Source organism: Kitasatospora sp. NPDC093102 (assembly GCF_040683915.1).
Classification (GTDB): Bacteria; Actinomycetota; Actinomycetes; order Streptomycetales; family Streptomycetaceae; genus Kitasatospora.
This window is the reverse complement of record NZ_JBFBFA010000047.1, coordinates 21,882-42,273: the sequence shown is the minus strand read 5'-3', so window position 1 is coordinate 42,273 and position 20,392 is coordinate 21,882. Positions and strand designations below refer to the sequence as shown.

16 protein-coding genes are annotated in these 20,392 nt (G+C 71.3%); 5 read left to right on the top strand and 11 right to left on the bottom strand.

Annotated elements, in window-relative coordinates:
- The first annotated feature begins 240 nt into the window (after nt 1-240).
- The 5 genes from tkt to pgl all read left to right on the top strand — a co-directional run bounded on the left by tkt (nt 241) and on the right by pgl (nt 7,072).
- Nucleotides 241-2,340, top strand: a complete 2,100-nt coding sequence (gene tkt / locus AB0O11_RS33850) for a transketolase (RefSeq protein ID WP_363394702.1) — start codon at nt 241-243, stop codon at nt 2,338-2,340.
- Nucleotides 2,341-2,429: 89 nt separating this feature from the next.
- The gene (tal, locus tag AB0O11_RS33845; RefSeq protein WP_363394700.1) at nt 2,430-3,572 is read left to right on the top strand and encodes a transaldolase; all 1,143 of its coding nucleotides are present in this window, start codon (nt 2,430-2,432) and stop codon (nt 3,570-3,572) included.
- 61 nt (nt 3,573-3,633) lie between these two features.
- Nucleotides 3,634-5,190, top strand: coding sequence for a glucose-6-phosphate dehydrogenase (gene zwf / locus AB0O11_RS33840; protein ID WP_363394741.1), 1,557 nt, complete (start codon nt 3,634-3,636; stop codon nt 5,188-5,190).
- Complete coding sequence (gene opcA, locus AB0O11_RS33835) at nt 5,187-6,287, top strand: glucose-6-phosphate dehydrogenase assembly protein OpcA (RefSeq protein ID WP_363394698.1); 1,101 nt, start codon at nt 5,187-5,189, stop codon at nt 6,285-6,287. Before zwf ends, opcA begins: the two co-directional genes overlap by 4 nt.
- Complete coding sequence (gene pgl / locus AB0O11_RS33830; RefSeq protein ID WP_363394696.1) at nt 6,284-7,072, top strand: 6-phosphogluconolactonase; 789 nt, start codon at nt 6,284-6,286, stop codon at nt 7,070-7,072. The genes opcA and pgl overlap by 4 nt, the downstream gene beginning before the upstream one ends.
- Before the next feature lie 65 nt (nt 7,073-7,137).
- Here the strand turns inward: pgl and AB0O11_RS33825 are convergent, their stop codons facing one another.
- The 11 genes from AB0O11_RS33825 to uvrA form a co-directional block, all read right to left on the bottom strand.
- Entirely contained in the window at nt 7,138-7,473 is a 336-nt protein-coding gene (locus AB0O11_RS33825; RefSeq protein WP_188300552.1) for an RNA polymerase-binding protein RbpA, read from the bottom strand.
- Nucleotides 7,474-7,630: 157 nt separating this feature from the next.
- Nucleotides 7,631-7,867 (bottom strand): preprotein translocase subunit SecG, encoded by a 237-nt coding sequence (gene secG / locus AB0O11_RS33820; RefSeq protein ID WP_350577332.1) that lies wholly within the window; start codon nt 7,865-7,867, stop codon nt 7,631-7,633.
- Nucleotides 7,868-7,954: 87 nt separating this feature from the next.
- A complete protein-coding gene (tpiA, locus tag AB0O11_RS33815; protein WP_363394693.1) occupies nt 7,955-8,740 on the bottom strand; it encodes a triose-phosphate isomerase in 786 nt (261 codons plus the stop codon).
- Between the two features lie 6 nt (nt 8,741-8,746).
- A complete protein-coding gene (locus tag AB0O11_RS33810; protein WP_363394691.1) occupies nt 8,747-9,958 on the bottom strand; it encodes a phosphoglycerate kinase in 1,212 nt (403 codons plus the stop codon).
- A 154-nt stretch (nt 9,959-10,112) separates the two neighbouring features.
- A complete protein-coding gene (gene gap, locus AB0O11_RS33805; RefSeq protein WP_363394689.1) occupies nt 10,113-11,120 on the bottom strand; it encodes a type I glyceraldehyde-3-phosphate dehydrogenase in 1,008 nt (335 codons plus the stop codon).
- Between the two features lie 444 nt (nt 11,121-11,564).
- Nucleotides 11,565-12,545 (bottom strand): DNA-binding protein WhiA, encoded by a 981-nt coding sequence (whiA, locus tag AB0O11_RS33800; protein WP_224275316.1) that lies wholly within the window; start codon nt 12,543-12,545, stop codon nt 11,565-11,567.
- A complete protein-coding gene (gene yvcK, locus AB0O11_RS33795) occupies nt 12,536-13,507 on the bottom strand; it encodes a uridine diphosphate-N-acetylglucosamine-binding protein YvcK (protein ID WP_363394739.1) in 972 nt (323 codons plus the stop codon). Before yvcK ends, whiA begins: the two co-directional genes overlap by 10 nt.
- A 189-nt stretch (nt 13,508-13,696) precedes the next feature.
- Entirely contained in the window at nt 13,697-14,581 is an 885-nt protein-coding gene (gene rapZ, locus AB0O11_RS33790) for an RNase adapter RapZ (protein WP_316527120.1), read from the bottom strand.
- 118 nt (nt 14,582-14,699) lie between these two features.
- Nucleotides 14,700-16,739, bottom strand: a complete 2,040-nt coding sequence (gene uvrC, locus AB0O11_RS33785) for an excinuclease ABC subunit UvrC (protein ID WP_363394686.1) — start codon at nt 16,737-16,739, stop codon at nt 14,700-14,702.
- An 84-nt stretch (nt 16,740-16,823) separates the two neighbouring features.
- Complete coding sequence (locus AB0O11_RS33780; protein ID WP_363394684.1) at nt 16,824-17,261, bottom strand: Rieske (2Fe-2S) protein; 438 nt, start codon at nt 17,259-17,261, stop codon at nt 16,824-16,826.
- 118 nt (nt 17,262-17,379) lie between these two features.
- The gene (uvrA, locus tag AB0O11_RS33775) at nt 17,380-20,292 is read right to left on the bottom strand and encodes an excinuclease ABC subunit UvrA (protein WP_363394682.1); all 2,913 of its coding nucleotides are present in this window, start codon (nt 20,290-20,292) and stop codon (nt 17,380-17,382) included.
- Nucleotides 20,293-20,392 lie beyond the last annotated feature (100 nt).

The following is a 20,392-nucleotide window of genomic DNA, read 5'->3' as shown; positions in this document are numbered from 1 at the left end:
CCCCGAATCAGGAGAGTCTTGGACAAATCGCCCAGGCCGCCCTCGCGGGAATCACCCTGCGGAATTGCCGGTTGTCTCAGCACGGAGGGTGAGGCGCGGCCCGGACGGTAGGCTCGCACGCAGAAGCGGGATCTACCCTCCGTGACCGGCACCACCCAGCGTCGGGACCACAGCGCCGTGGCCGACCCGGTCCCCAATTCACGGGGTCACTCTTCACAACGGAAGGAGCCCTGAGACAGGGTGAGCACTGCGCCGACGAACGCATTCGAGTGGACCGATCTGGATGAGCGCACGGTTGACACTGCGCGTGTCCTGGCCATGGACGCCGTCCAGAAGGTCGGCAACGGACACCCCGGGACGGCCATGTCGCTGGCCCCGGCCGCGTACCTGATCTTCCAGCGGTTCCTACGCCACGACCCGACCGACCCGTCCTGGGTCGGGCGCGACCGATTCGTCCTCTCCCCCGGACACACCAGCCTGACCCTCTACACCCAGCTCTACTTCTCCGGCTACGGCCTGGAGCTGGACGACCTCAAGGCCTTCCGCGTCGCCGGCAGCCGCACGCCCGGCCACCCCGAGCACGGCCACACCGCCGGCGTGGAGACCACCACCGGTCCGCTCGGCCAGGGCATCGCCAACGCGGTCGGCATGGCGATGGCCACCCGCTACGAGCGCGGCCTGTTCGACCCGGAGGCCCCGGCCGGCGAGTCCCCCTTCGACCACACCGTCTGGGCCATCGTCTCCGACGGCGACCTGGAGGAGGGCATCTCCGCCGAGGCCTCGTCGCTGGCCGGCCACCAGAAGCTGGGCAACCTGGTCGCCCTCTACGACGACAACCACATCTCGATCGAGGGCGACACCGAGACCGCCTTCTCCGAGGACGTCCTCAAGCGCTACGAGGCGTACGGCTGGCACGTCCAGCGGGTGACCCCGAAGTCCAACGGCGACATCGACGTGGCCGCCCTCGCCGAGGCGCTGGCCGCGGCCAAGGCCGAGACCTCCCGCCCGTCGATCATCGCGATGCGCACCATCATCGCCTGGCCGGCCCCGGACGCCCAGAACACCGCCAAGGCGCACGGCTCCGCGCTCGGCACCGCCGAGATCGCCGCCACCAAGAAGGTCCTGGGCTTCGACCCGGAGAAGACCTTCGAGGTCAGCGACCAGGTCATCGAGCACGCCCGCCAGGTCATCAAGCGCGGCAAGGCCGCCCGCGACCAGTGGCAGCAGTCCTTCGACGCCTGGCGCGCCGCCAACCCGCACCGCGCCGCCGAGTTCGACCGCATCGAGGCCGGCGAGCTGCCCGAGGGCTGGAAGAAGGCCGTCCCCTCCTTCCCGGCCGGCAAGGACGTCGCCACCCGCAAGGCCTCCGGCGACACCCTCAAGGCGATCGGCGCGGTGATCCCGGAGCTGTGGGGCGGCTCGGCCGACCTCGCCGAGTCCAACCTCACCACCATCGACGAGGACAGCTCCTTCCTCCCCGAGGGCAACCCGCTGAAGAGCGCCGGCCCGTACGGCCGGACGATCCACTTCGGCATCCGCGAGCACGCCATGGGCTCGACCATGAACGGCATCGCCCTGCACGGGAAGACCCGTGTCTACGGCGGCACCTTCCTGGTCTTCGCCGACTACATGCGCCCGGCCGTCCGCCTGGCCGCGCTGATGAAGCTGCCGGTCACCTACGTCTGGACGCACGACTCGATCGGCCTCGGCGAGGACGGCCCGACCCACCAGCCGGTCGAGCACCTGGCCTCGCTGCGCGCCATCCCGGGCCTGGCCATGGTCCGCCCGGCCGACGCCAACGAGACCGCCGTCGCCTGGCGCACCGTCATCGAGCGCCAGACCAGCCACCCCGGCCCGGTCGGCCTGGCCCTGACCCGCCAGGGCGTCCCGACCTTCGACCGCGAGGTCTTCGGCTCCGCCGAGGGCACCGCGAAGGGCGGCTACATCCTGGCCGAGGCCTCCAGCGGCGACCCGCAGGTGATCCTGCTCGGCACCGGCTCCGAGGTCCAGCTGGCCGTCAAGGCCCGCGAGGCGCTGGAGGCCGAGGGCATCGCCACCCGCGTGGTCTCGGTGCCGTCCTTCGAGTGGTTCCAGGAGCAGGACCAGGCCTACCGCGACAGCGTGCTGCCGCCGTCGGTCAAGGCCCGGGTCTCGGTCGAGGCCGGCATCGCCCAGGGCTGGCGCGAGCTGGTCGGCGACCACGGCCGGATCGTCTCGCTGGAGCACTTCGGCGCCTCCGCCGACTACAAGGTGCTCTTCGAGGAGTTCGGCATCACCGCCGAGCGCGTGGTGGCCGAGGCCCACAACGCCCTGCGCTCCCTCGAAGCCGTCAACCGCTAGCGCCACCCGGCCGGGGCCGCCGACCGCACATCGGCGCCCCGGCCCCTCTGACTACCCCACGAAGCAGAAGAACAAGGGACTGAAGCACCATGACTGACGCACTGAAGCGCCTCAGCGACGAAGGCGTTGCGATCTGGCTGGACGACCTCAGCCGCAAGCGGCTGAACTCCGGCAACCTGGCCGAACTGGTGCAGAACAAGCACGTGGTGGGCGTCACCACCAACCCGACCATCTTCCAGAAGGCCATCGCCGGCGCCGGCGACGACTCCTACGACGGCCAGCTGCGCGACCTCGCCGTCCGCAAGGTCACCACCGACGAGGCGATCCGCATGATCACCACCTCGGACGTGCGCGACGCGGCCGACGTGCTGCGCCCGGTCTACGACGCCTCCAACGGCCGCGACGGCCGGGTCTCCATCGAGGTCGACCCGCGTCTGGCGCACGAGACCGCCCCCACCGTGGCCGAGGCCAAGCAGCTGTGGTGGCTGGTCGACCGCCCGAACGTCTTCATCAAGATCCCCGCCACCAAGGCCGGCCTGCCCGCGATCAGCGAGGTCATCGGCAAGGGCATCAGTGTCAACGTCACGCTGATCTTCTCGCTGGAGCGCTACAAGGCCGTCATCGACGCCTACCTGACCGGCCTGGAGGCCGCCAAGGCCAAGGGCCTGGACCTCTCCCAGATCGAGTCGGTCGCCTCCTTCTTCGTCTCCCGCGTGGACACCGAGATCGACAAGCGCCTGGACAAGATCGGCGGCGACGCCAAGAACCTGCGCTCCAAGGCCGCGCTGGCCAACGCCCGGCTCGCCTACCAGGCGTACGAGGAGGTCTTCGGCAGCGTCGACGGCAAGACCGCCGGCAGCGCCCGCTGGCTCTCGCTCGAGGCTGCCGGCGCCAAGCCGCAGCGCCCGCTGTGGGCCTCCACCGGCGTCAAGGACCCGGCCCTGCCGGACACCCTGTACGTCACCGAGCTGGTCGCCCCCGGCACCGTGAACACGATGCCCGAGGCCACCCTGGACGCCACTGCCGACCACGGCAAGGTCACCGGCAACACCATCGTCCCCAACTACGCCGACGCCAAGGCCGTGCTGGACGCGATCGCCGCCGCCGGCGTGGACTACGACGACGTCGTCCAGCTCCTGGAGGACGAGGGCGTCGAGAAGTTCGAGCAGTCCTGGAACGAGCTGCTCGACACCGTCACTGCCTCGCTCGCCTCTTTCGCCGGCGAGAAGTGACCCCTGCTCACAGCCAGCGCACGAAAGCGGAGCCCATCAAGTGAGCACTGATTTCCCCGAGTTGACTCCAGAATCAGACGCGGACAATCTCCCGCCCTCCCCCGTCAACCCGCTTCGCGACCCCTCCGACCGACGGCTCCCGCGCATCGCGGGGCCGTCCGGCCTGGTCATCTTCGGGGTCACCGGCGACCTGTCCCGCAAGAAGCTGATGCCGGCCATCTACGACCTGGCCAACCGCGGTCTGCTTCCGCCGGGCTTCTCCCTCGTCGGCTTCGCCCGCCGCGAGTGGGACGACGAGGACTTCGCCAAGGAGGTCCACGACGCCGTCCGGGACCACGCCCGCACCCCGTTCCGGGAGGAGGTCTGGCAGCAGCTCGCCAAGGGCATGCGGTTCGTCCACGGAACGTTCGACGACGACGAGGCCTTCGACAAGCTGCGCGAGACCATCGAGGAGCTGGACAAGGCCCAGGGCACGAGCGGCAACTTCGCCTTCTACCTGTCCGTCCCGCCGAAGTTCTTCCCGACCGTCGTCCAGCAGCTCAAGAAGCACGGCCTGGCCGACCCGCCGCAGGGCTCCTGGCGCCGCGCGGTCATCGAGAAGCCCTTCGGCCACGACCTGGAGAGCGCGCAGGAGCTCAACAAGGTCGTCCACGAGGTCTTCCCCCGGGACGAGGTCTTCCGGATCGACCACTACCTGGGCAAGGAGACGGTCCAGAACATCCTGGCGCTGCGCTTCGCCAACCAGATGTTCGAGCCGATCTGGAACCGGTCGTACGTCGACCACGTGCAGATCACCATGGCCGAGGACATCGGCATCGGCGGCCGGGCCGGATACTACGACGGCATCGGCTCCGCCCGTGACGTGATCCAGAACCACCTGCTCCAGCTGATGGCGCTCACCGCCATCGAGGAGCCCGCCTCCTTCCACCCGAAGGCGCTGGTGGCCGAGAAGCTCAAGGTGCTCAGCGCCGTCAAGCTCCCGGCCGACCTCGGCCGGCACACCGTGCGCGGCCAGTACGCCTCCGGCTGGCAGGGCGGCGAGGAGGTCCTCGGGTACCTGGACGAGGACGGGATCGACCCCGACTCCAAGACCGACACCTACGCGGCCATCAAGCTGGAGATCAACAACCGCCGCTGGGCGGGCGTCCCGTTCTACCTGCGCACCGGCAAGCGTCTGGGCCGCCGGGTCACCGAGATCGCGGTCGTCTTCCAGCGTGCCCCGTACCTGCCCTTCGACTCCTACGCGACCGAGGAGCTGGGGCAGAACGCCCTGGTCATCCGGGTCCAGCCGGACGAGGGCGTGACGGTGCGGTTCGGCTCCAAGGTGCCGGGCACCTCCTTCGAGGTCCGGGACGTCACGATGGACTTCGCCTACGGCGAGTCCTTCACCGAGTCGAGCCCGGAGGCGTACGAGCGGCTCATCCTCGACGTGCTGCTCGGCGACGCCAACCTGTTCCCGCGCCACCAGGAGGTCGAGCTCTCCTGGCAGATCCTCGACCCGATCGAGAAGTACTGGGACACCCACGGCAAGCCCGCCCAGTACGCGGCGGGGACCTGGGGCCCCGTCGAGGCGGACGAGATGCTCGCACGAGACGGCAGGAGCTGGCGCCGGCCATGAAGATCGACCTCACCAAAACGACGTCCAGCAAGATCAACGCCGCGCTGATGGAGGCGCGCCGGGCCAGCGGCTCCACCGCCGCCGGCATGGTGCTCACCCTGGTGATCGTGACCGACGAGGGCAGCGCCTACGACGCCCTCAAGGCCGCCAACGACGCCTCCCGCGAGCACCCGATGCGTACCCTCGCGGTCATCAAGCGCGCCGGGCGCTCGCCCCGGGCCCGCGCCGAGACCCGGCTGGACGCCGAGATCCTGGTCGGCTCGGACGCCGGCTCCGGCGAGACGGCCGTCCTGCGGATGCACGGCGAACTCGCCGCGCACGCCCAGTCGGTGGTCCTTCCGCTGCTGCTGCCGGACGCCCCGACCGTCGTCTGGTGGCCGGACAACGCACCGCTGCACCCGGCGCAGGACCCGCTGGGCTCGCTCGCCCAGCGCCGGATCACCGACGCCGTCACCGCCGAGTCCCCGGTCGGCCAGCTCGCCCAGCGCTCGCAGAGCTACACCCCGGGCGACACCGACCTGGCCTGGACCCGGATCACCGGCTGGCGCTCGATGCTGGCCGCCGCGCTGGACCAGCGGCCGTCCACGGTCCTCTCCGCGGTGGTCGAGGGCGAGTCCTACAACCCCAGCGTCGAGCTGCTCGGCCTCTGGCTGACCAACCGGCTGCAGGTGCCGGTCGAGCGGGTCGTCACCGGCGGTCCCGGCATCACCGCGGTGCACCTGCGCACCAAGGACGGGGACATCACCCTGGACCGCCCGGACGGCCTGATGGGCACGCTGTCCATGCCCGGCTCGCCGGACCGCCAGGTGGCGCTCAAGCGGCGCGAGACCTCGGAGCTGATCGCCGAGGAGCTGCGCCGCCTGGACCCGGACGACATCTACGCGACGGCCGTGCGCACGCCCGTCGACCAGCTGCACGAGCCGGCCAACGCCGAGACCGCGGCAGCCGAGAGGGTCGCCCGGGAGGTCGCCGAGGAGGCCGTCGAGGAGGCCGCCGAGGCCGCCGTGGCCAACCCGGAACGGGTGACCGCCGGAACGGCGGAGAAGAAGCCCGCCAAGAAGGCCGCCGGCAAGCGCACCACCAAGGAAGGCGCATGACCAACGCGACCCCGCAGCTGGTCGTCCACCGGGACAAGGAGCTGATGGCCCAGGCGGCCGCGGCCCGGCTGATCACCCGGATCGTGGACGCCCAGGCCGCCCGCGGCAGTGCCTCGGTGGTGCTCACCGGCGGTCGCAACGGCAACGCCCTGCTGGCCGCGATCGCCGCCTCCCCGGCGCGCGACGCGGTCGACTGGGGCCGGCTGGACCTCTGGTGGGGCGACGAGCGCTTCCTGCCCGCCGCCGACCCGGACCGCAACGCCGTCCAGGCCCGCGCCGAGCTGCTGGACGCCGTCCCGCTCGACCCGGCGCGGGTGCACGAGATGCCCGCCTCGGACGGGGTGGACGGCTCGGACGTGGAGGCCGCCGCCGCCCGCTACGCACAGGAACTGGCGCAGGCCGCCGGGCCGGGCGACCGGCTCGGCGTCCCGGCCTTCGACGTGCTGCTGCTCGGCGTCGGCCCGGACACCCACATCGCCTCGCTCTTCCCCGAGCACCCGGGCGTGCGGGAGACCGAGCTGACCGTGATCGGCGTGCGCGGGGCCCCCAAGCCCCCGCCGACCCGGATCTCGCTCACCCTCCCGGCGATCCGGGAGGCCCGCGAGGTCTGGCTGCTGGCCGCCGGCGAGGACAAGGCGGGCGCGGTCGCGCTGGCCCTGTCCGGCCCCGGCGAGATCCAGGCGCCCGCCTCCGGCGCGTACGGCCGCAGCCGCACCCTGATGCTGCTGGACCGCGCCGCCGCGGAGCGGATCCCGCCGCAGCTCTACCCGCCGGCCTCCGCGTAACCGGCCCCGGCAACGCCGAAGGGCGCCACCGTCACCCGACGGTGGCGCCCTTCGTGCCGTTCTGCTCAGATCTCGCCGCGGAGCTTCGCCAGCGCCTCGGCCAGGATCGCCTCGCCGTCGGCGTCGGTGCGCCGCTCGCGGACGTAGGCGAGGTGGGTCTTGTACGGCTCGTTGCGCGAGGGCGCCGGCGGGTTGTGCTGGTCCTGACCGGCCGGGAAGCCGCAACGCGGGCAGTCCCACGTCTCCGGGATCGCCGCCTCGGCGGCGAAGCTGGGACGGGTCTCGTGCTTGTTCGCGCACCAGAAGGAGATCCGGTTGCGCGGGGCGGACTCGCCGCGCTCCGCCTCGCCCATCGGGCCGGCCCCGACCCTGCTGCCACGGATGGCATTGCCACTTGCCACGGTCTGACTCCCTGCGTACTGGTGCGCCGACCCGCCGCGGTGCGCGTCGGTGGCGAAAGTCGTCCTAGTGTAAGCAGGAGCTAAGCATCCGCCACCATCGCCTCCGCACCCGACCGTCCCAGGATAGGCGCTCGGACGACGGGGCGTCAGGGATACGTCAGCTCTGGTACTTCAGCACCAGGCCGAGGACGATGATGCACGCGAACCAGCCCAGGCCGACCACGATCGTGATGCGGTCCAGGTTGCGCTCGGCCACCGCCGAGCCGCCGCCGGTGGACATCGCGCCACCGCCGAACATGTCGGACAGGCCGCCGCCCTTCCCCTTGTGCAGCAGCACCAGCAGGATCATCAGCAGACTGAAGATGATCAGGGCAATCGAGAACCCGAGAACCACGACGGGACCAACTCTCTCGTATCTTCGGCGAAGGGGCCGGGCCGCGTACGGCGGTCCGGCCCCAAAGCCTACGTTGCTGCGGCGGCGTTAGCCTACTGCCTGCTCACGGTAGCGCACGATCTTGACGAACTCCTCGGCGTCCAGCGAGGCACCGCCGACCAGGCCGCCGTCGATGTCCGGCTTGGCCATCAGACCGGCCGCGCTCGACGACTTCACCGAACCGCCGTACAGCACCCGGACCTTGCCGGCCAGCTCGGCGTCGTACAGCTCGGCGATCCGCGCGCGGATGGCGGCGCAGACCTCCTGGGCGTCCTCCGGGGTGGCCACCTCGCCGGTGCCGATCGCCCAGACCGGCTCGTAGGCGATCACGATCGACTCGGCCTGGTGGGCCGGGACGTCGGCCAGGCCGCCGTCCAGCTGGGCCAGGGTGTACTCGACGTGGGTGCCGGCCTTGCGGATCTCCAGCGGCTCGCCGACGCACAGGATCGGGGTGATCCCGGCACGGTGGGCGGCCTTCACCTTGGCGTTGACGATCTCCTCGTTCTCGCCGTGGTACTGGCGGCGCTCGGAGTGGCCGATCACCGCGTAGGTGCACTTGAGCTTGGCCAGCATCGGGCCGGAGACCTCGCCGGTGTAGGCCCCGCCGTCGTGCTGCGAGATGTCCTGCGAGCCGTACTTGATCTTCAGCTTGTCGCCGTCGACCAGGGTCTGCACCGAGCGCAGGTCGGTGAACGGCACCAGGACGGCGACCTCGACGGCCTCGTAGTCCTTGTCGGCCAGCGCGAAGGCCAGCTTCTGGGTGTGCTGGATGGCCTCAAGGTGGTTGAGGTTCATCTTCCAGTTGCCCGCCATCAGCGGGAGACGGTCGGTCATGTGCTTTCAGTCCTCCAGAGCGGCGAGACCGGGGAGGGTCTTGCCCTCCAGGTACTCGAGGCTGGCGCCGCCGCCGGTCGAGATGTGTCCGAAGGCGTTCTCGTCGAAGCCCAGGATGCGGACGGCCGCGGCGGAGTCGCCGCCGCCGACCACGGTGAACGCGTTGCTGTCGAGCAGGGCCTGGGCGACGGCCTTGGTGCCGTTCGCGTAGTCCGGGTGCTCGAAGACGCCCATCGGGCCGTTCCAGAACACCGTGCCCGCGTCGGCCAGCTTGGCCGCGTACAGCTCGCGGGTCTTCGTGCCGATGTCCAGGCCCTCCTCGTCGGCCGGGATGGCGTCCGCGGCGACGGTCGAGGGGTTCGCCGGAGCCTTGGTCTTGAGGTCCGGGAAGTCGGCGGAGACCAGGACGTCCACCGGCAGCACGAACTCGACGCCGCGCTGCTCGGCCTCGGCCAGGTAGCCGAGCACGGTCGGGATCTGGTCCTCCTGAAGCAGCGAGATGCCGACCTCGTGGCCCTTGGCCTTGAGGAAGGTGTACGCCATGCCGCCGCCGATCAGGATCCGGTCGGCCTTCTTCAGCAGGTTGTCGATCACGCCGAGCTTGTCGGAGACCTTGGCACCGCCGAGCACCACCACGTACGGGCGGGCGACGTCCTCGGTGAGCCTCTTCAGCACGCCGACCTCGGTGGCGATCAGGTCGCCCGCGGCGTGCGGCAGCAGGGCCGGCAGGTCGAAGACCGACGCGTGCTTGCGGTGCACGGCGCCGAAGCCGTCGCCCACGTACAGGTCGGCCAGCGCGGCCAGCTGCTCGGCGAAGGCCTTGCGCTCGGCGTCGTCCTTGCTGGTCTCGCCGGCGTTGAAGCGCAGGTTCTCCAGCAGCGCGACCTCGCCGTCGCCCAGCCCGGCCACGACGGCCTCGGCACTGTCGCCGACGGTGTCGGTGGCGAAGGCGACGTCCCGGCCGAGGATCGCGCCGAGGCGCTCGGCCGCCGGGGCGAGCGAGAACTTCGGGTCCGGCGCGCCCTTGGGACGGCCGAGGTGCGAGGCCACGACGACCTTCGCGCCGGCCGCGGCCAGCTTGGCGATGGTCGGCGCGACGGCACGGATCCGGCCGTCGTCGGTGATCGTGTCGCCGTCCAGCGGCACGTTCAGGTCGGCGCGCACGAAGACGCGCTTGCCTTCGACACCGGCTTCGATGAGCTCTTCGATGGTCTTCACGGGGATTCGGTTTCTCCTGGGGAGATGGTTGATGCGCAGTGAGGCGGCACGGCGCAGGGGCCGCCTGAGAAGTCCTTGAGCGCGGAACGAGGGCCCGGTCGGCACCGTACGCCGACCGGGCCCTCGCCCCTACATCACGTCAGCTCCCGCAAGGTCAGAGCTGCCCGCCGACGAGGGCGGTCAGGTTGACGAGGCGGTTCGAGTAGCCCCACTCGTTGTCGTACCAGCCGAGCACCTTGACCTGGTTGCCCTGGACCATGGTGAGGCTGGAGTCGAAGATGCAGGAGGCCGGGTCGTTGACGATGTCCGAGGAGACGATCGGGTCCTCGGTGTAGGCCAGGATGCCCTTGAGCGGGCCCTCCTGGGCGGCCTTCTGGAAGGCCGCGTTGACCTCGTCCTTGGTGACCTCGCGCTCCAGGGTGACGACCAGGTCCGTGATGGAACCGGTCGGGACCGGGACGCGCAGCGAGGTGCCGTCCAGCTTGCCCTTCAGCTCCGGCAGGACCAGGGCGGTCGCCTTGGCGGCACCGGTCGAGGTCGGGATGATGTTCTGCGACGCGGCGCGGGCGCGGCGCAGGTCCTTGTGCGGGAAGTCCAGGGTCACCTGGTCGTTGGTGAACGCGTGGACGGTGGTCATCAGACCCTTGACGATGCCGAAGCTCTCGTGCAGCACCTTGGCCATCGGCGCCACGCAGTTGGTGGTGCAGGAGGCGTTGGAGATGATGTCGTGCTTGGCGGCGTCGTACTTGTCGTCGTTGACGCCCAGCACGATGGTGACGTCCTCGTCACTGGCGGGCGCCGAGATGATGACCTTCTTCGCGCCGGCGGCGAGGTGCTTCTTCGCGGCCTCGGCCTTGGTGAAGATGCCGGTGGACTCGACGACGATGTCGGCGCCCAGGGCGGCCCACGGGAGGTTCGCGGGGTCACGCTCGGCGGTCACCTTGAAGGTGTGGCCGTCGACGGTGATGCTGTCCTCGGTGTGCGAGACCTCGCCCGGGAAGGTGCCCAGGGTGGTGTCGTACTTGAGCAGGTGAGCCAGGGTCTTCGTGTCGGTGAGGTCGTTGACACCGACGATCTCGATGTCCGCGCCCTGAGCCTTGACCGCGCGGAAGAAGTTGCGGCCGATGCGGCCGAAGCCGTTGATGCCTACCCGGATCGTCACGAACCGATCTCCTCGTTAGGTACGCCGGGGCAGAGCCCCGACGGGGGTGAGATTTGGGAAGTCCCCGACCGCCTATGACCCTACCCCTCCCGGGCCTGGGACGGCACATCGCGCCGCCTGCCGAGACCGGGCGTGGCGCGGCCGAAACCCGATTTCAGGCCGTCCGGCCTTGGTCCGCCGGGCAGTTGGTCCCGGGCCAGTGGTCTCTACCAATTCGGGAGCATCGGCGGGTCCGGAGGACCGTTCGGAAGACCGCCGGGAAACGCCGGCGGCCGGTGCCCGGAAATCCGGACACCGGCCACAGTTACTCGCCCACTCGCCTCCGGGGCGCTCGGCCCCGGTGCCGACGGTCGGCGCTCCGGCGCTCGTACCTCGCTGGTCGCTTCTCCCTTTCGGCACCGGCGCGCCCCTTCGGCTCGGGGCGGCGCTCACGGAGCGTGATCGTCAGTTCAGCACCATCTCGTCGGTGATGCTGGCCTCGGTGCTCGGCAGGCCGAGCTCGGAGGCGCGCTTGTCGGCCATCGCCAGCAGGCGGCGGATCCGGCCGGCCACCGCGTCCTTGGTCAGCGGCGGGTCGGCGAGCGCGCCCAGCTCCTCCAGCGAGGCCTGCTTGTGCTGCATCCGCAGCTGGCCCGCCGCGGCCAGGTGCTCGGGCACCTCGTCGCCGAGGATCTCCAGCGCGCGGGCCACCCGGGCGCCGGCCGCCACCGCGGCGCGGGCCGAGCGGCGCAGGTTGGCGTCGTCGAAGTTGGCCAGCCGGTTGGCGGTGGCGCGCACCTCGCGCCGCATCCGGCGCTCCTCCCAGGCGAGCACCGACTCGTGCGCGCCGAGCCGGGTCAGCAGGGCGCCGATCGCGTCTCCGTCGCGGATCACCACCCGGTCCACGCCGCGCACCTCGCGGGCCTTGGCCGGGATGCCGAGCCGGCGGGCGGCGCCGACCAGCGCGAGGGCGGCCTCGGAGCCGGGGCAGGTGATCTCCAGCGAGGAGGAGCGGCCCGGCTCGGTGAGCGAGCCGTGTGCCAGGAAGGCCCCGCGCCAGGCCGCCTCGGCGTCGCAGGTGGCCCCGGAGACGACCGCCGGGGGCAGGCCCCGGATCGGGCGGCCCCGGCCGTCGACGAGCCCGGTCTGGCGCGCGAGCAGTTCGCCGTCCTTGACCACCCGGACCACGAAGCGGCTGCCGCGGCGAAGCCCGCCGGGGGCCATCACCACGAGGTCCGAGGAGTGCCCGAAGATCTCCAGCAGGTCCTTGCGCAGCCGCCGTGCCGCCGCCCCGGTGTCCAGCTCCGCCTCGATCACGATGCGGCCGCTCACGATGTGCAGCCCGCCCGCGAACCGCAGGATCGCCGACACCTCCGCCTTGCGACAGCAGGCCCGGGTGACCGGGAGCCGGCTGATCTCGTCCTTCACCGCTGGAGTCATCGCCATGGCCCGATCCTTCCATGTGTCCGGAAAATCCGGTCGTACGCTGCCGCCAACAGCTCGGGGTCGTGTCGCGGCGTCCCGTCGGTGCGGGCCACCGAGCCGAGCACCAGAGCGGCGCCCATCCGTTCGGCGGCCTTCTCCAGGCCGTCCAGGTCGGCCTGGCCGAAGGCCCCGCCGGTCACGGCACGCTCGTCCACCAGGATCGCGTCCACCGCGAGGTCCGGAGCGTGGTCGGCGATGACCTCCAGGTGACGCTGCGGGGTGAAGCCCTCGGTCTCCCCGGGCTGGGGGGCCAGGTTGAGGGTGAGCAGACGGCGGGCGCGGGTCTCGGTGAGCGCCGCGGCCAGCTCGGGCACCAGCAGGTGCGGCAGCACGCTGGTGAACCAGGAGCCGGGGCCGAGCACCACCCAGTCCGCCTCCCGGACGGCGGTGACCGCCTCCGGGACGGCGGGCGGCTCGTCCGGCAGCAGCCGGATCGACTGGACGGTGCCCGGGGTCACCGCGACGTCGGCCTGGCCGCGGACCGCGGTGACCTCGCCGGGGCGCTCCGGGTCGTGGCCACGGACGGTCGCCTCGATGTCCAGCGGCACCGCCGACATCGGCAGCACCCGGCCCTGCACGTTGAGCAGCCGGCCGACCCAGTCCAGCGCCGCCACCGGGTCGCCCAGCTTCTCCCAGAGCGCGACGATCAGCAGGTTGCCGACCGCGTGGCCGCCGAGCTCGCCGTTGCCGGTGAAGCGCTGCTGGATCACCTCGGACCAGGTGCGGCCCCAGTCGTCGTCCCCGCACAGCGCGGCCAGCGCCTTGCGCAGGTCGCCCGGGGGCAGCACCCCCAGTTCCTCGCGCAGCCGCCCGCTGGAGCCGCCGTCGTCGGCGACGGTGACCACGGCGGTGAGGTCGCTGGTGAGCCGGCGCAGCGCGGACAGCGAGGCGGACAGGCCCTGCCCGCCGCCGAGCGCGGTGATCCTGGGGGCCGGCTTGGCGCGGGAGGGACTGCTGCGCGGGCGGCCCGGCGCCGGGGGCCGGGCCGGGCTGCCCGCCCGGTCACCGGTCCTGCTCTGCGGCTGTCGCCCGGGCACGTATCCCGCCACAATCACCTCGCGTTCCTCGGCCCGCCAACCGCTCCGCCGGCGGGCCCGGCAGGAAGGCGGCGGTTACTCCCGTCCCATGTCACGGTGGACGAGCACCGTCTCGACTCCGTCGGCGATGAGACGCTTGGTCAGACGCTCGGACATGGCGACGCTGCGGTGCTTGCCACCGGTGCAGCCTACGGCAAGCGTCATGTAGCGCTTCCCCTCGCGGCGGTATCCCTCGGTGATGATGCGCAGCAGCTGGGCGTAGCCGTCCAGGAACTCGTTGGCTCCGGGCTGCTGGAAGACGTAGTCGGCGACGTCCGCGTCGGTGCCGGTGCGGGCCCGCAGTTCGGGCACCCAGTGCGGGTTGGGCAGGAAGCGACAGTCCACCACGAGGTCGGCGTCGACCGGCAGGCCGTACTTGAAGCCGAAGGACATCACGGTCGCACGCAGCTCGGGTTCGTCGTGGTCGGCGAACTGGGCGTCCAGCTTGGCGCGCAGCTGGTGCACGTTGAGGTTGGAGGTGTCGATCACCAGGTCGGCCTCGCCGCGCAGGTCGCGCAGCAGGTCGCGCTCCCGGGCGATGCCGTCCACGATCCGGCCGTCGGCCTGCAGCGGGTGCGGGCGGCGGACGCTCTCGAAGCGGCGCACCAGCGCCTCGTCGGAGGAGTCCAGGAAGACGACCCGGAGCCGGACGCCGCGCTTCTCCAGCTCGTCCAGCGAGGTGAGCAGGTCGTCGAAGAACTGCCGGCCGCGGACGTCCACGACCACGCCGATCCGGGCGACGTTGCCCTGGGAGCGGGCGCCCAGGTCGACCATGGTCGGGATCAGGGCCGGCGGCAGGTTGTCCACCACGAACCAGCCGAGGTCCTCCAGGCACTTGGCCGCGGTGGAGCGCCCGGCTCCGGACATGCCGGAGATGATCACCAGCTCCGGCGCGTTCTCGGCCACGTCTGACACGGTCACTTCGGTTCCCCGCTCTCGGTCTTTCTGAAGGGGAGAACGCGCACGGCTCGGCCGCCCTTCCCCGGCCCGGGCAGGCGGGCGGGGCCGGGGCGCCCCGGCTGACGGGCGGCGTCGGCCGTCATGGCGTCTCCTGGGATGGTGCGGTCTGGGGTGCTGCTGCCACCGGCTCGGCGGCCTGCTCGGCCCCGTCCTCGATGATCTCGCCGGTCGCGGTGTTGACCGCGGGTGCGGCGGGTGTACGGGACGACAACACCTCCGCAACAGTCTGCGCGGTGCGGCGTCCGATGCCGGGTACCTCGCAGAGCTCGTCCACGGTGGCGGCCCGGAGCTTCTTCAGCGAGCCGAAGTGCTTGAGCAGCGCCCGGCGGCGAGTCTCGCCGAGGCCCGGGACGGAGTCCAGTTCCCCGGCGGTGAGTCGCTTGGAACGCTTGTTGCGCTGATAGCTGATCGCGAAGCGGTGCGCCTCGTCGCGGACCCGCTGGAGCAGGTAGAGGCCCTCGCTGGAGCGGGGCAGCACCACCGGGTCGTCCTCGCCGGGCAGCCACACCTCCTCCAGGCGCTTGGCCAGGCCGCAGAGCGCGACGTCGTCGATGCCGAGCTCGTCCAGGGCGCGCTTGGCGGCGGCGACCTGCGGCTGGCCGCCGTCGACGACCAGCAGCTGGGGCGGGTAGGCGAAGCGCTTGGGACGGCCGTCCTCGTCCCGGGCGCCACCGGTGGCGGTGTCGGGGTCGCCCTCCTCGGGGACGGCCCACTCGCCGGTCTGCTCGCGCTCCTGGAGGTAGCGGCGGAAGCGCCGGCTGATCACCTCGTGCATCGAGCGGACGTCGTCCTGGCCCTCGAAGCCCCTGATCTGGAAGCGCCGGTACTCGCTCTTGCGGGCCAGGCCGTCCTCGAAGACGACCATGGAGGCGACCACGTCCTCGCCCTGGAGGTGGGAGATGTCGTAGCACTCGATGCGCAGCGGGACGGAGTCCAGCTCCAGCGCGTCGGCGATCTCCTGGAGGGCGCGGCTGCGGGTGGTGAGGTCGGAGGCGCGCTTGGTCTTGTGCAGTGCGAGCGCCTGCTGGGCGTTGCGCTGCACCGTGGCCATCAGGTCCTTCTTGTCGCCGCGCTGGGGGATGCGCAGGTCGACCTGGCTGCCGCGCAGGCCGCTCAGCCACTCGCGGACCGGCTCCACCTGGTCGGGCAGGGCGGGGACGAGCACCTCGCGCGGCACGGACTCGCCGCCGCCGTAGAGCTGCTGGAGGGCGTGCTCGACCAGGCCGGCGGTGTCGACGTCCTCGACCTTGTCGGTGACCCAGCCGCGCTGGCCGCGCACCCGGCCGCCGCGGACGTGGAAGATCTGCACGGCGGCTTCGAGCTCGTCCTCGGCGACGGCCAGCAGGTCGGCGTCGGTCGCGTCGGCGAGCACGATGGCGTTCCTCTCCATCGCACGCTTGAGGGCGCCGATGTCGTCCCGCAGCCGGGCCGCCTTCTCGTACTCCAGCTCGGCGGCGGCCTCCTGCATCTGCTCTTCCAGCCGGCGCAGGTAGTTGCCGGTGCGCCCGGCCATGAAGTCGCAGAAGTCCTCGGCCAGCGCGCGGTGTTCGTCCGCCGAGACCTTGCCGACGCAGGGCGCGGCGCACTTGCCGATGTAGCCGAGCAGGCAGGGCCGGCCGACCTGGCCGGCGCGCTTGAAGACGCCGTTGGAGCAGGTGCGGACGGGGAAGACGCGCAGCAGCAGGTCGACCGTCTCGCGGATCGCCCAGGCGTGCCCGTACGGGCCGAAGTAGCGCACGCCCTTCTTGTGCGCCCCGCGCATCACCTGGACCCGCGGGTACTCCTCGTTGAGGGTGACGGCGAGTTCCGGATAGCTCTTGTCGTCGCGGTACTTGACGTTGAACCGCGGGTCGAACTCCTTGATCCAGGAGTACTCCAGCTGGAGCGCCTCGACCTCGGTGCCGACCACGGTCCACTCCACCGAGGCGGCCGTGGTGACCATGGTCGCGGTGCGCGGGTGGAGGCCGGCCAGGTCCTGGAAGTAGGACGACAGTCGCGGCCGCAGGCTCTTGGCCTTGCCGACGTAGATGACCCGGCCGTGGGCGTCGCGGAACCGGTAGACGCCGGGGGAGGTCGGGATCGCACCGGGCGCGGGGCGGTAGGTGCTCGGGTCAGCCATGGGTCCACCGTACCGAGTGGGGCCGGGGCCGCGGGGCGGAGATCGTCAGGGGGGACCGTGGCGGTCGTGAGGCGGTCAACTGGGTCAGCTCGGGGTCACCTTGAGGTTGCCGCCCTCGACCGTGACGGTGTAGGCGGGCAGCGGGGAGGAGGCCGGTCCGTCCTGCACGGCGCCGTCGGTGATGGCGAACCGGCTGCCGTGGCAGGGGCACTGGATCTGGTCGCTCTTCACCTGGTCCACGATGCAGCCGGCGTGGGTGCACTTGGCGCTGAACGCCTTGTACTGGCCGGCGGTGGGCTGGGTCACCACGATCTTCTGCTCGCGGAAGACCTTGCCGCCGCCCTCCGGCACGGCCGAGGCCGGGCCGAGGTCGACCGGGGCCTTGGGGGCGCTGCTGCCGGAGGACGAGGAGGAGCTGCATCCGGTGACCGCCACGGTGCCGCCGGCCGCCAGGGCGGCCGCGGCCCCGCAGAGCAGGGTGCGGCGGGAGGCGGTGGGGCTGGTCTCGGGGGCCTCGGACATCGGTGTGCTCCTACGGTTGCTGCTGCGAGGGACCACGGAAGTCTATGCCGCACCCACCGGCCGCTCCCTGACCACCCGGACAACGGGGGCGGTGGGAGCGGCCGGTGGGTTGACGGGGCTACTTCTTCGCGGCGGCCGCGCGCTTGCGCGGCGCCTTCTTCGCCGGGGCGGCGGCCGGGGCGTCCGCGAAGCCGGCCGGCAGGATGTCCCGCAGGAACTTGCCGGTGTGGCTCTCCGGGACGGCGGCGATCTGCTCCGGGGTGCCCTCGGCGACCACCGTGCCGCCGCCGGAGCCGCCCTCGGGGCCCATGTCGACGACCCAGTCGGCGGTCTTGATCACATCGAGGTTGTGCTCGATGACGATCACCGTGTTGCCCTTGTCCACCAGCCCGCTGAGCACCTTGATCAGCTTGCTGATGTCCTCGAAGTGCAGGCCGGTGGTGGGCTCGTCCAGCACGTAGACCGTCCGCCCGGTGGAGCGCTTCTGGAGCTCCGAGGCGAGCTTGACGCGCTGGGCCTCGCCGCCGGAGAGGGTGGGCGCGGACTGGCCGAGCCGGACGTAGCCGAGGCCGACGTCGTTGAGCGTCCGCAGGTGCCGGGCGATCGCCGGGACGGCCTCGAAGAAGCCCAGCGCCTCCTCGATCGGCATGTCCAGCACCTCGGCGATGGACTTGCCCTTGTAGTGGACCTCCAGCGTCTCCCGGTTGTACCGGGCGCCGTGGCAGACCTCGCACGGCACGTAGACGTCCGGCAGGAAGTTCATCTCGATCTTGATGGTGCCGTCGCCGGTGCAGTTCTCGCAGCGGCCGCCCTTGACGTTGAAGGAGAACCGGCCGGGCAGGTAGCCGCGGACCTTGGCCTCCTGGGTCTCCGCGAAGAGCCGGCGGACGTGGTCGAAGACCCCGGTGTAGGTGGCCGGGTTGGACCGCGGGGTGCGGCCGATCGGCGACTGGTCGACGTGCACCACCTTGTCCACCTGGTCGGTGCCGGTGATCCGGGTGTGCCGGCCGGGCACGCTGCGGGCGCCGTTCAGCTCCCGGGCGAGGTGGGTGTAGAGGATGTCGTTGACCAGCGTCGACTTGCCGGAGCCGGAGACACCGGTGATCGCGGTGAGGGTACCGAGCGGGAAGCCGACGGTGACGTCCTTGAGGTTGTGCTCGCGGGCGCCGTGCACCGTCAACTGGCGCTTCTTGTCCCGGTCGCGGCGGGCCGCCGGGATCGGGATGGACCGCTTGCCGGAGAGGTACTGGCCGGTCAACGACTCCTTGTTGCCGAGCAGTTGCTTCAGCGAGCCGGAGTGCACCACCTTGCCGCCGTGCTCGCCGGCGCCCGGGCCGATGTCGACCACCCAGTCCGCGGTCTTGATGGTGTCCTCGTCGTGCTCGACCACGATCAGGGTGTTGCCGATGTCGCGCAGCCGCACCAGCGTCTCGATCAGCCGGTGGTTGTCCCGCTGGTGCAGGCCGATGGACGGCTCGTCCAGCACGTACAGCACGCCGACCAGACCGGAGCCGATCTGGGTGGCCAGCCGGATGCGCTGGGCCTCGCCGCCGGACAGGGTGCCGGCCGCCCGGTCGAGCGAGAGGTAGTCCAGGCCGACGTCGACCAGGAAGCGCAGCCGCTCGTTGACCTCCTTCAGGACCCGCTCGGCGATCTGCTTGTCCCGGGCGCCCAGCTTCATCGCGCCCAGGAACTCGGAGCAGTCGCTGATCGACATCGAGGAGACCTCGGCGATCGACCTGCCCTCGACGGTGACCGCGAGCACCACCGGCTTGAGCCGGGTGCCCTGGCAGGTCGGGCAGGGCACCTCGCGCATGTAGCCCTCGAAGCGCTCGCGGCTGCTGTCGCTCTCCGCCTCGGTGTGCCGGCGCTGGATGAACGGGATCGCGCCCTCGAAGCCGGTGCTGTACGAACGCTCCCGGCCGAAGCGGTTGCGGTAGCGGACCTGCACCTGGTGCTTGTGCCCGTACAGCAGCGCCTTCTTGGCGCGGGCGGGCAGCCCGGCCCAGGGGATGTCGGTGCGGAAGCCGAGCTCCTCGGCCAGCGCGTCGATCAGGCGCTGGAAGTACTCCTTGGCGTGCCCGGCCGACCAGGGGTGGATCGCGCCCGCGTCCAGCGAGCGCTCGACGTCCGGCACGACCAGCTCCGGGTCGACCTCCATCCGGTTGCCCAGGCCCGAGCAGTCCGGGCAGGCGCCGAACGGCGAGTTGAAGGAGAACGAGCGCGGCTCCAGCTCCTCGAACGACACGTCGTCGTACGGGCAGTAGAGGTGCTCGGAGTACATCCGCTCGCGCTCCGGGTCGTCCTCGGGGAGGTCGACGAAGTCGAGCACGACCATGCCGCCGGACAGCCGCAGGGCCGTCTCCACCGAGTCGGTGAGCCGCCGCTTGGCGCTGTCCTTGACGGTCAGGCGGTCGATCACCACCTCGATGGTGTGCTTCTCCTGCTTCTTGAGCTTCGGCGGCTCGGCGAGCTGGATCGTCTCACCGTCGACGCGGGCGCGGGAGTAGCCCTTGGACTGGAGGTCGGCGAAGAGGTCGACGAACTCGCCCTTGCGCTCGCGCACCACCGGGCTCAGCACCTGGAAACGGGTGCCCTCGGTGAGCTCCAGCACCTTGTCCACGATCGCCTGCGGCGACTGCTTGGCGATCGGGCGGCCGCAGTGCGGACAGTGCGGCTTGCCGATCCGGGCGAACAGCAGGCGCAGGTAGTCGTAGACCTCGGTGATGGTGCCGACGGTCGAACGGGGGTTGCGGTTGGTGGACTTCTGGTCGATCGAGACGGCCGGGGAGAGGCCTTCGATGAAGTCCACGTCGGGCTTGTCCATCTGCCCGAGGAACTGACGGGCGTAGGAGGACAGCGACTCGACGTAGCGGCGCTGGCCCTCGGCGAAGATCGTGTCGAAGGCGAGCGAGGACTTGCCGGAGCCGGAGAGGCCCGTGAAGACGATGAGGGAGTCGCGGGGCAGGTCGAGCGAGACGTTCTTGAGGTTGTGCTCGCGAGCACCGCGGACGATGAGGCGGTCGGCCACTGCTTCTGGCGCCTTTCTCCGGGGCGAGACGGCTTGCGGTGAGTTTCGGTACTTCTTCCAGGATGCGGCAGCCAGCCTATAGCTCAGGCGTTCGAATATC

Bases quoted from the DNA above. Each gene is read 5' to 3' on its own strand.
- tal (WP_363394700.1), top strand. From the start codon at position 2,430: ATGACTGACGCACTGAAGCGCCTCAGCGACGAAGGCGTTGCGATCTGG.
- opcA (WP_363394698.1), top strand. From the start codon at position 5,187: ATGAAGATCGACCTCACCAAAACGACGTCCAGCAAGATCAACGCCGCG.
- pgl (WP_363394696.1), top strand. From the start codon at position 6,284: ATGACCAACGCGACCCCGCAGCTGGTCGTCCACCGGGACAAGGAGCTG.
- tpiA (WP_363394693.1), bottom strand. From the start codon at position 8,740: ATGACCGACCGTCTCCCGCTGATGGCGGGCAACTGGAAGATGAACCTC.
- whiA (WP_224275316.1), bottom strand. From the start codon at position 12,545: ATGGCGATGACTCCAGCGGTGAAGGACGAGATCAGCCGGCTCCCGGTC.
- uvrC (WP_363394686.1), bottom strand. From the start codon at position 16,739: ATGGCTGACCCGAGCACCTACCGCCCCGCGCCCGGTGCGATCCCGACC.
- AB0O11_RS33780 (WP_363394684.1), bottom strand. From the start codon at position 17,261: ATGTCCGAGGCCCCCGAGACCAGCCCCACCGCCTCCCGCCGCACCCTG.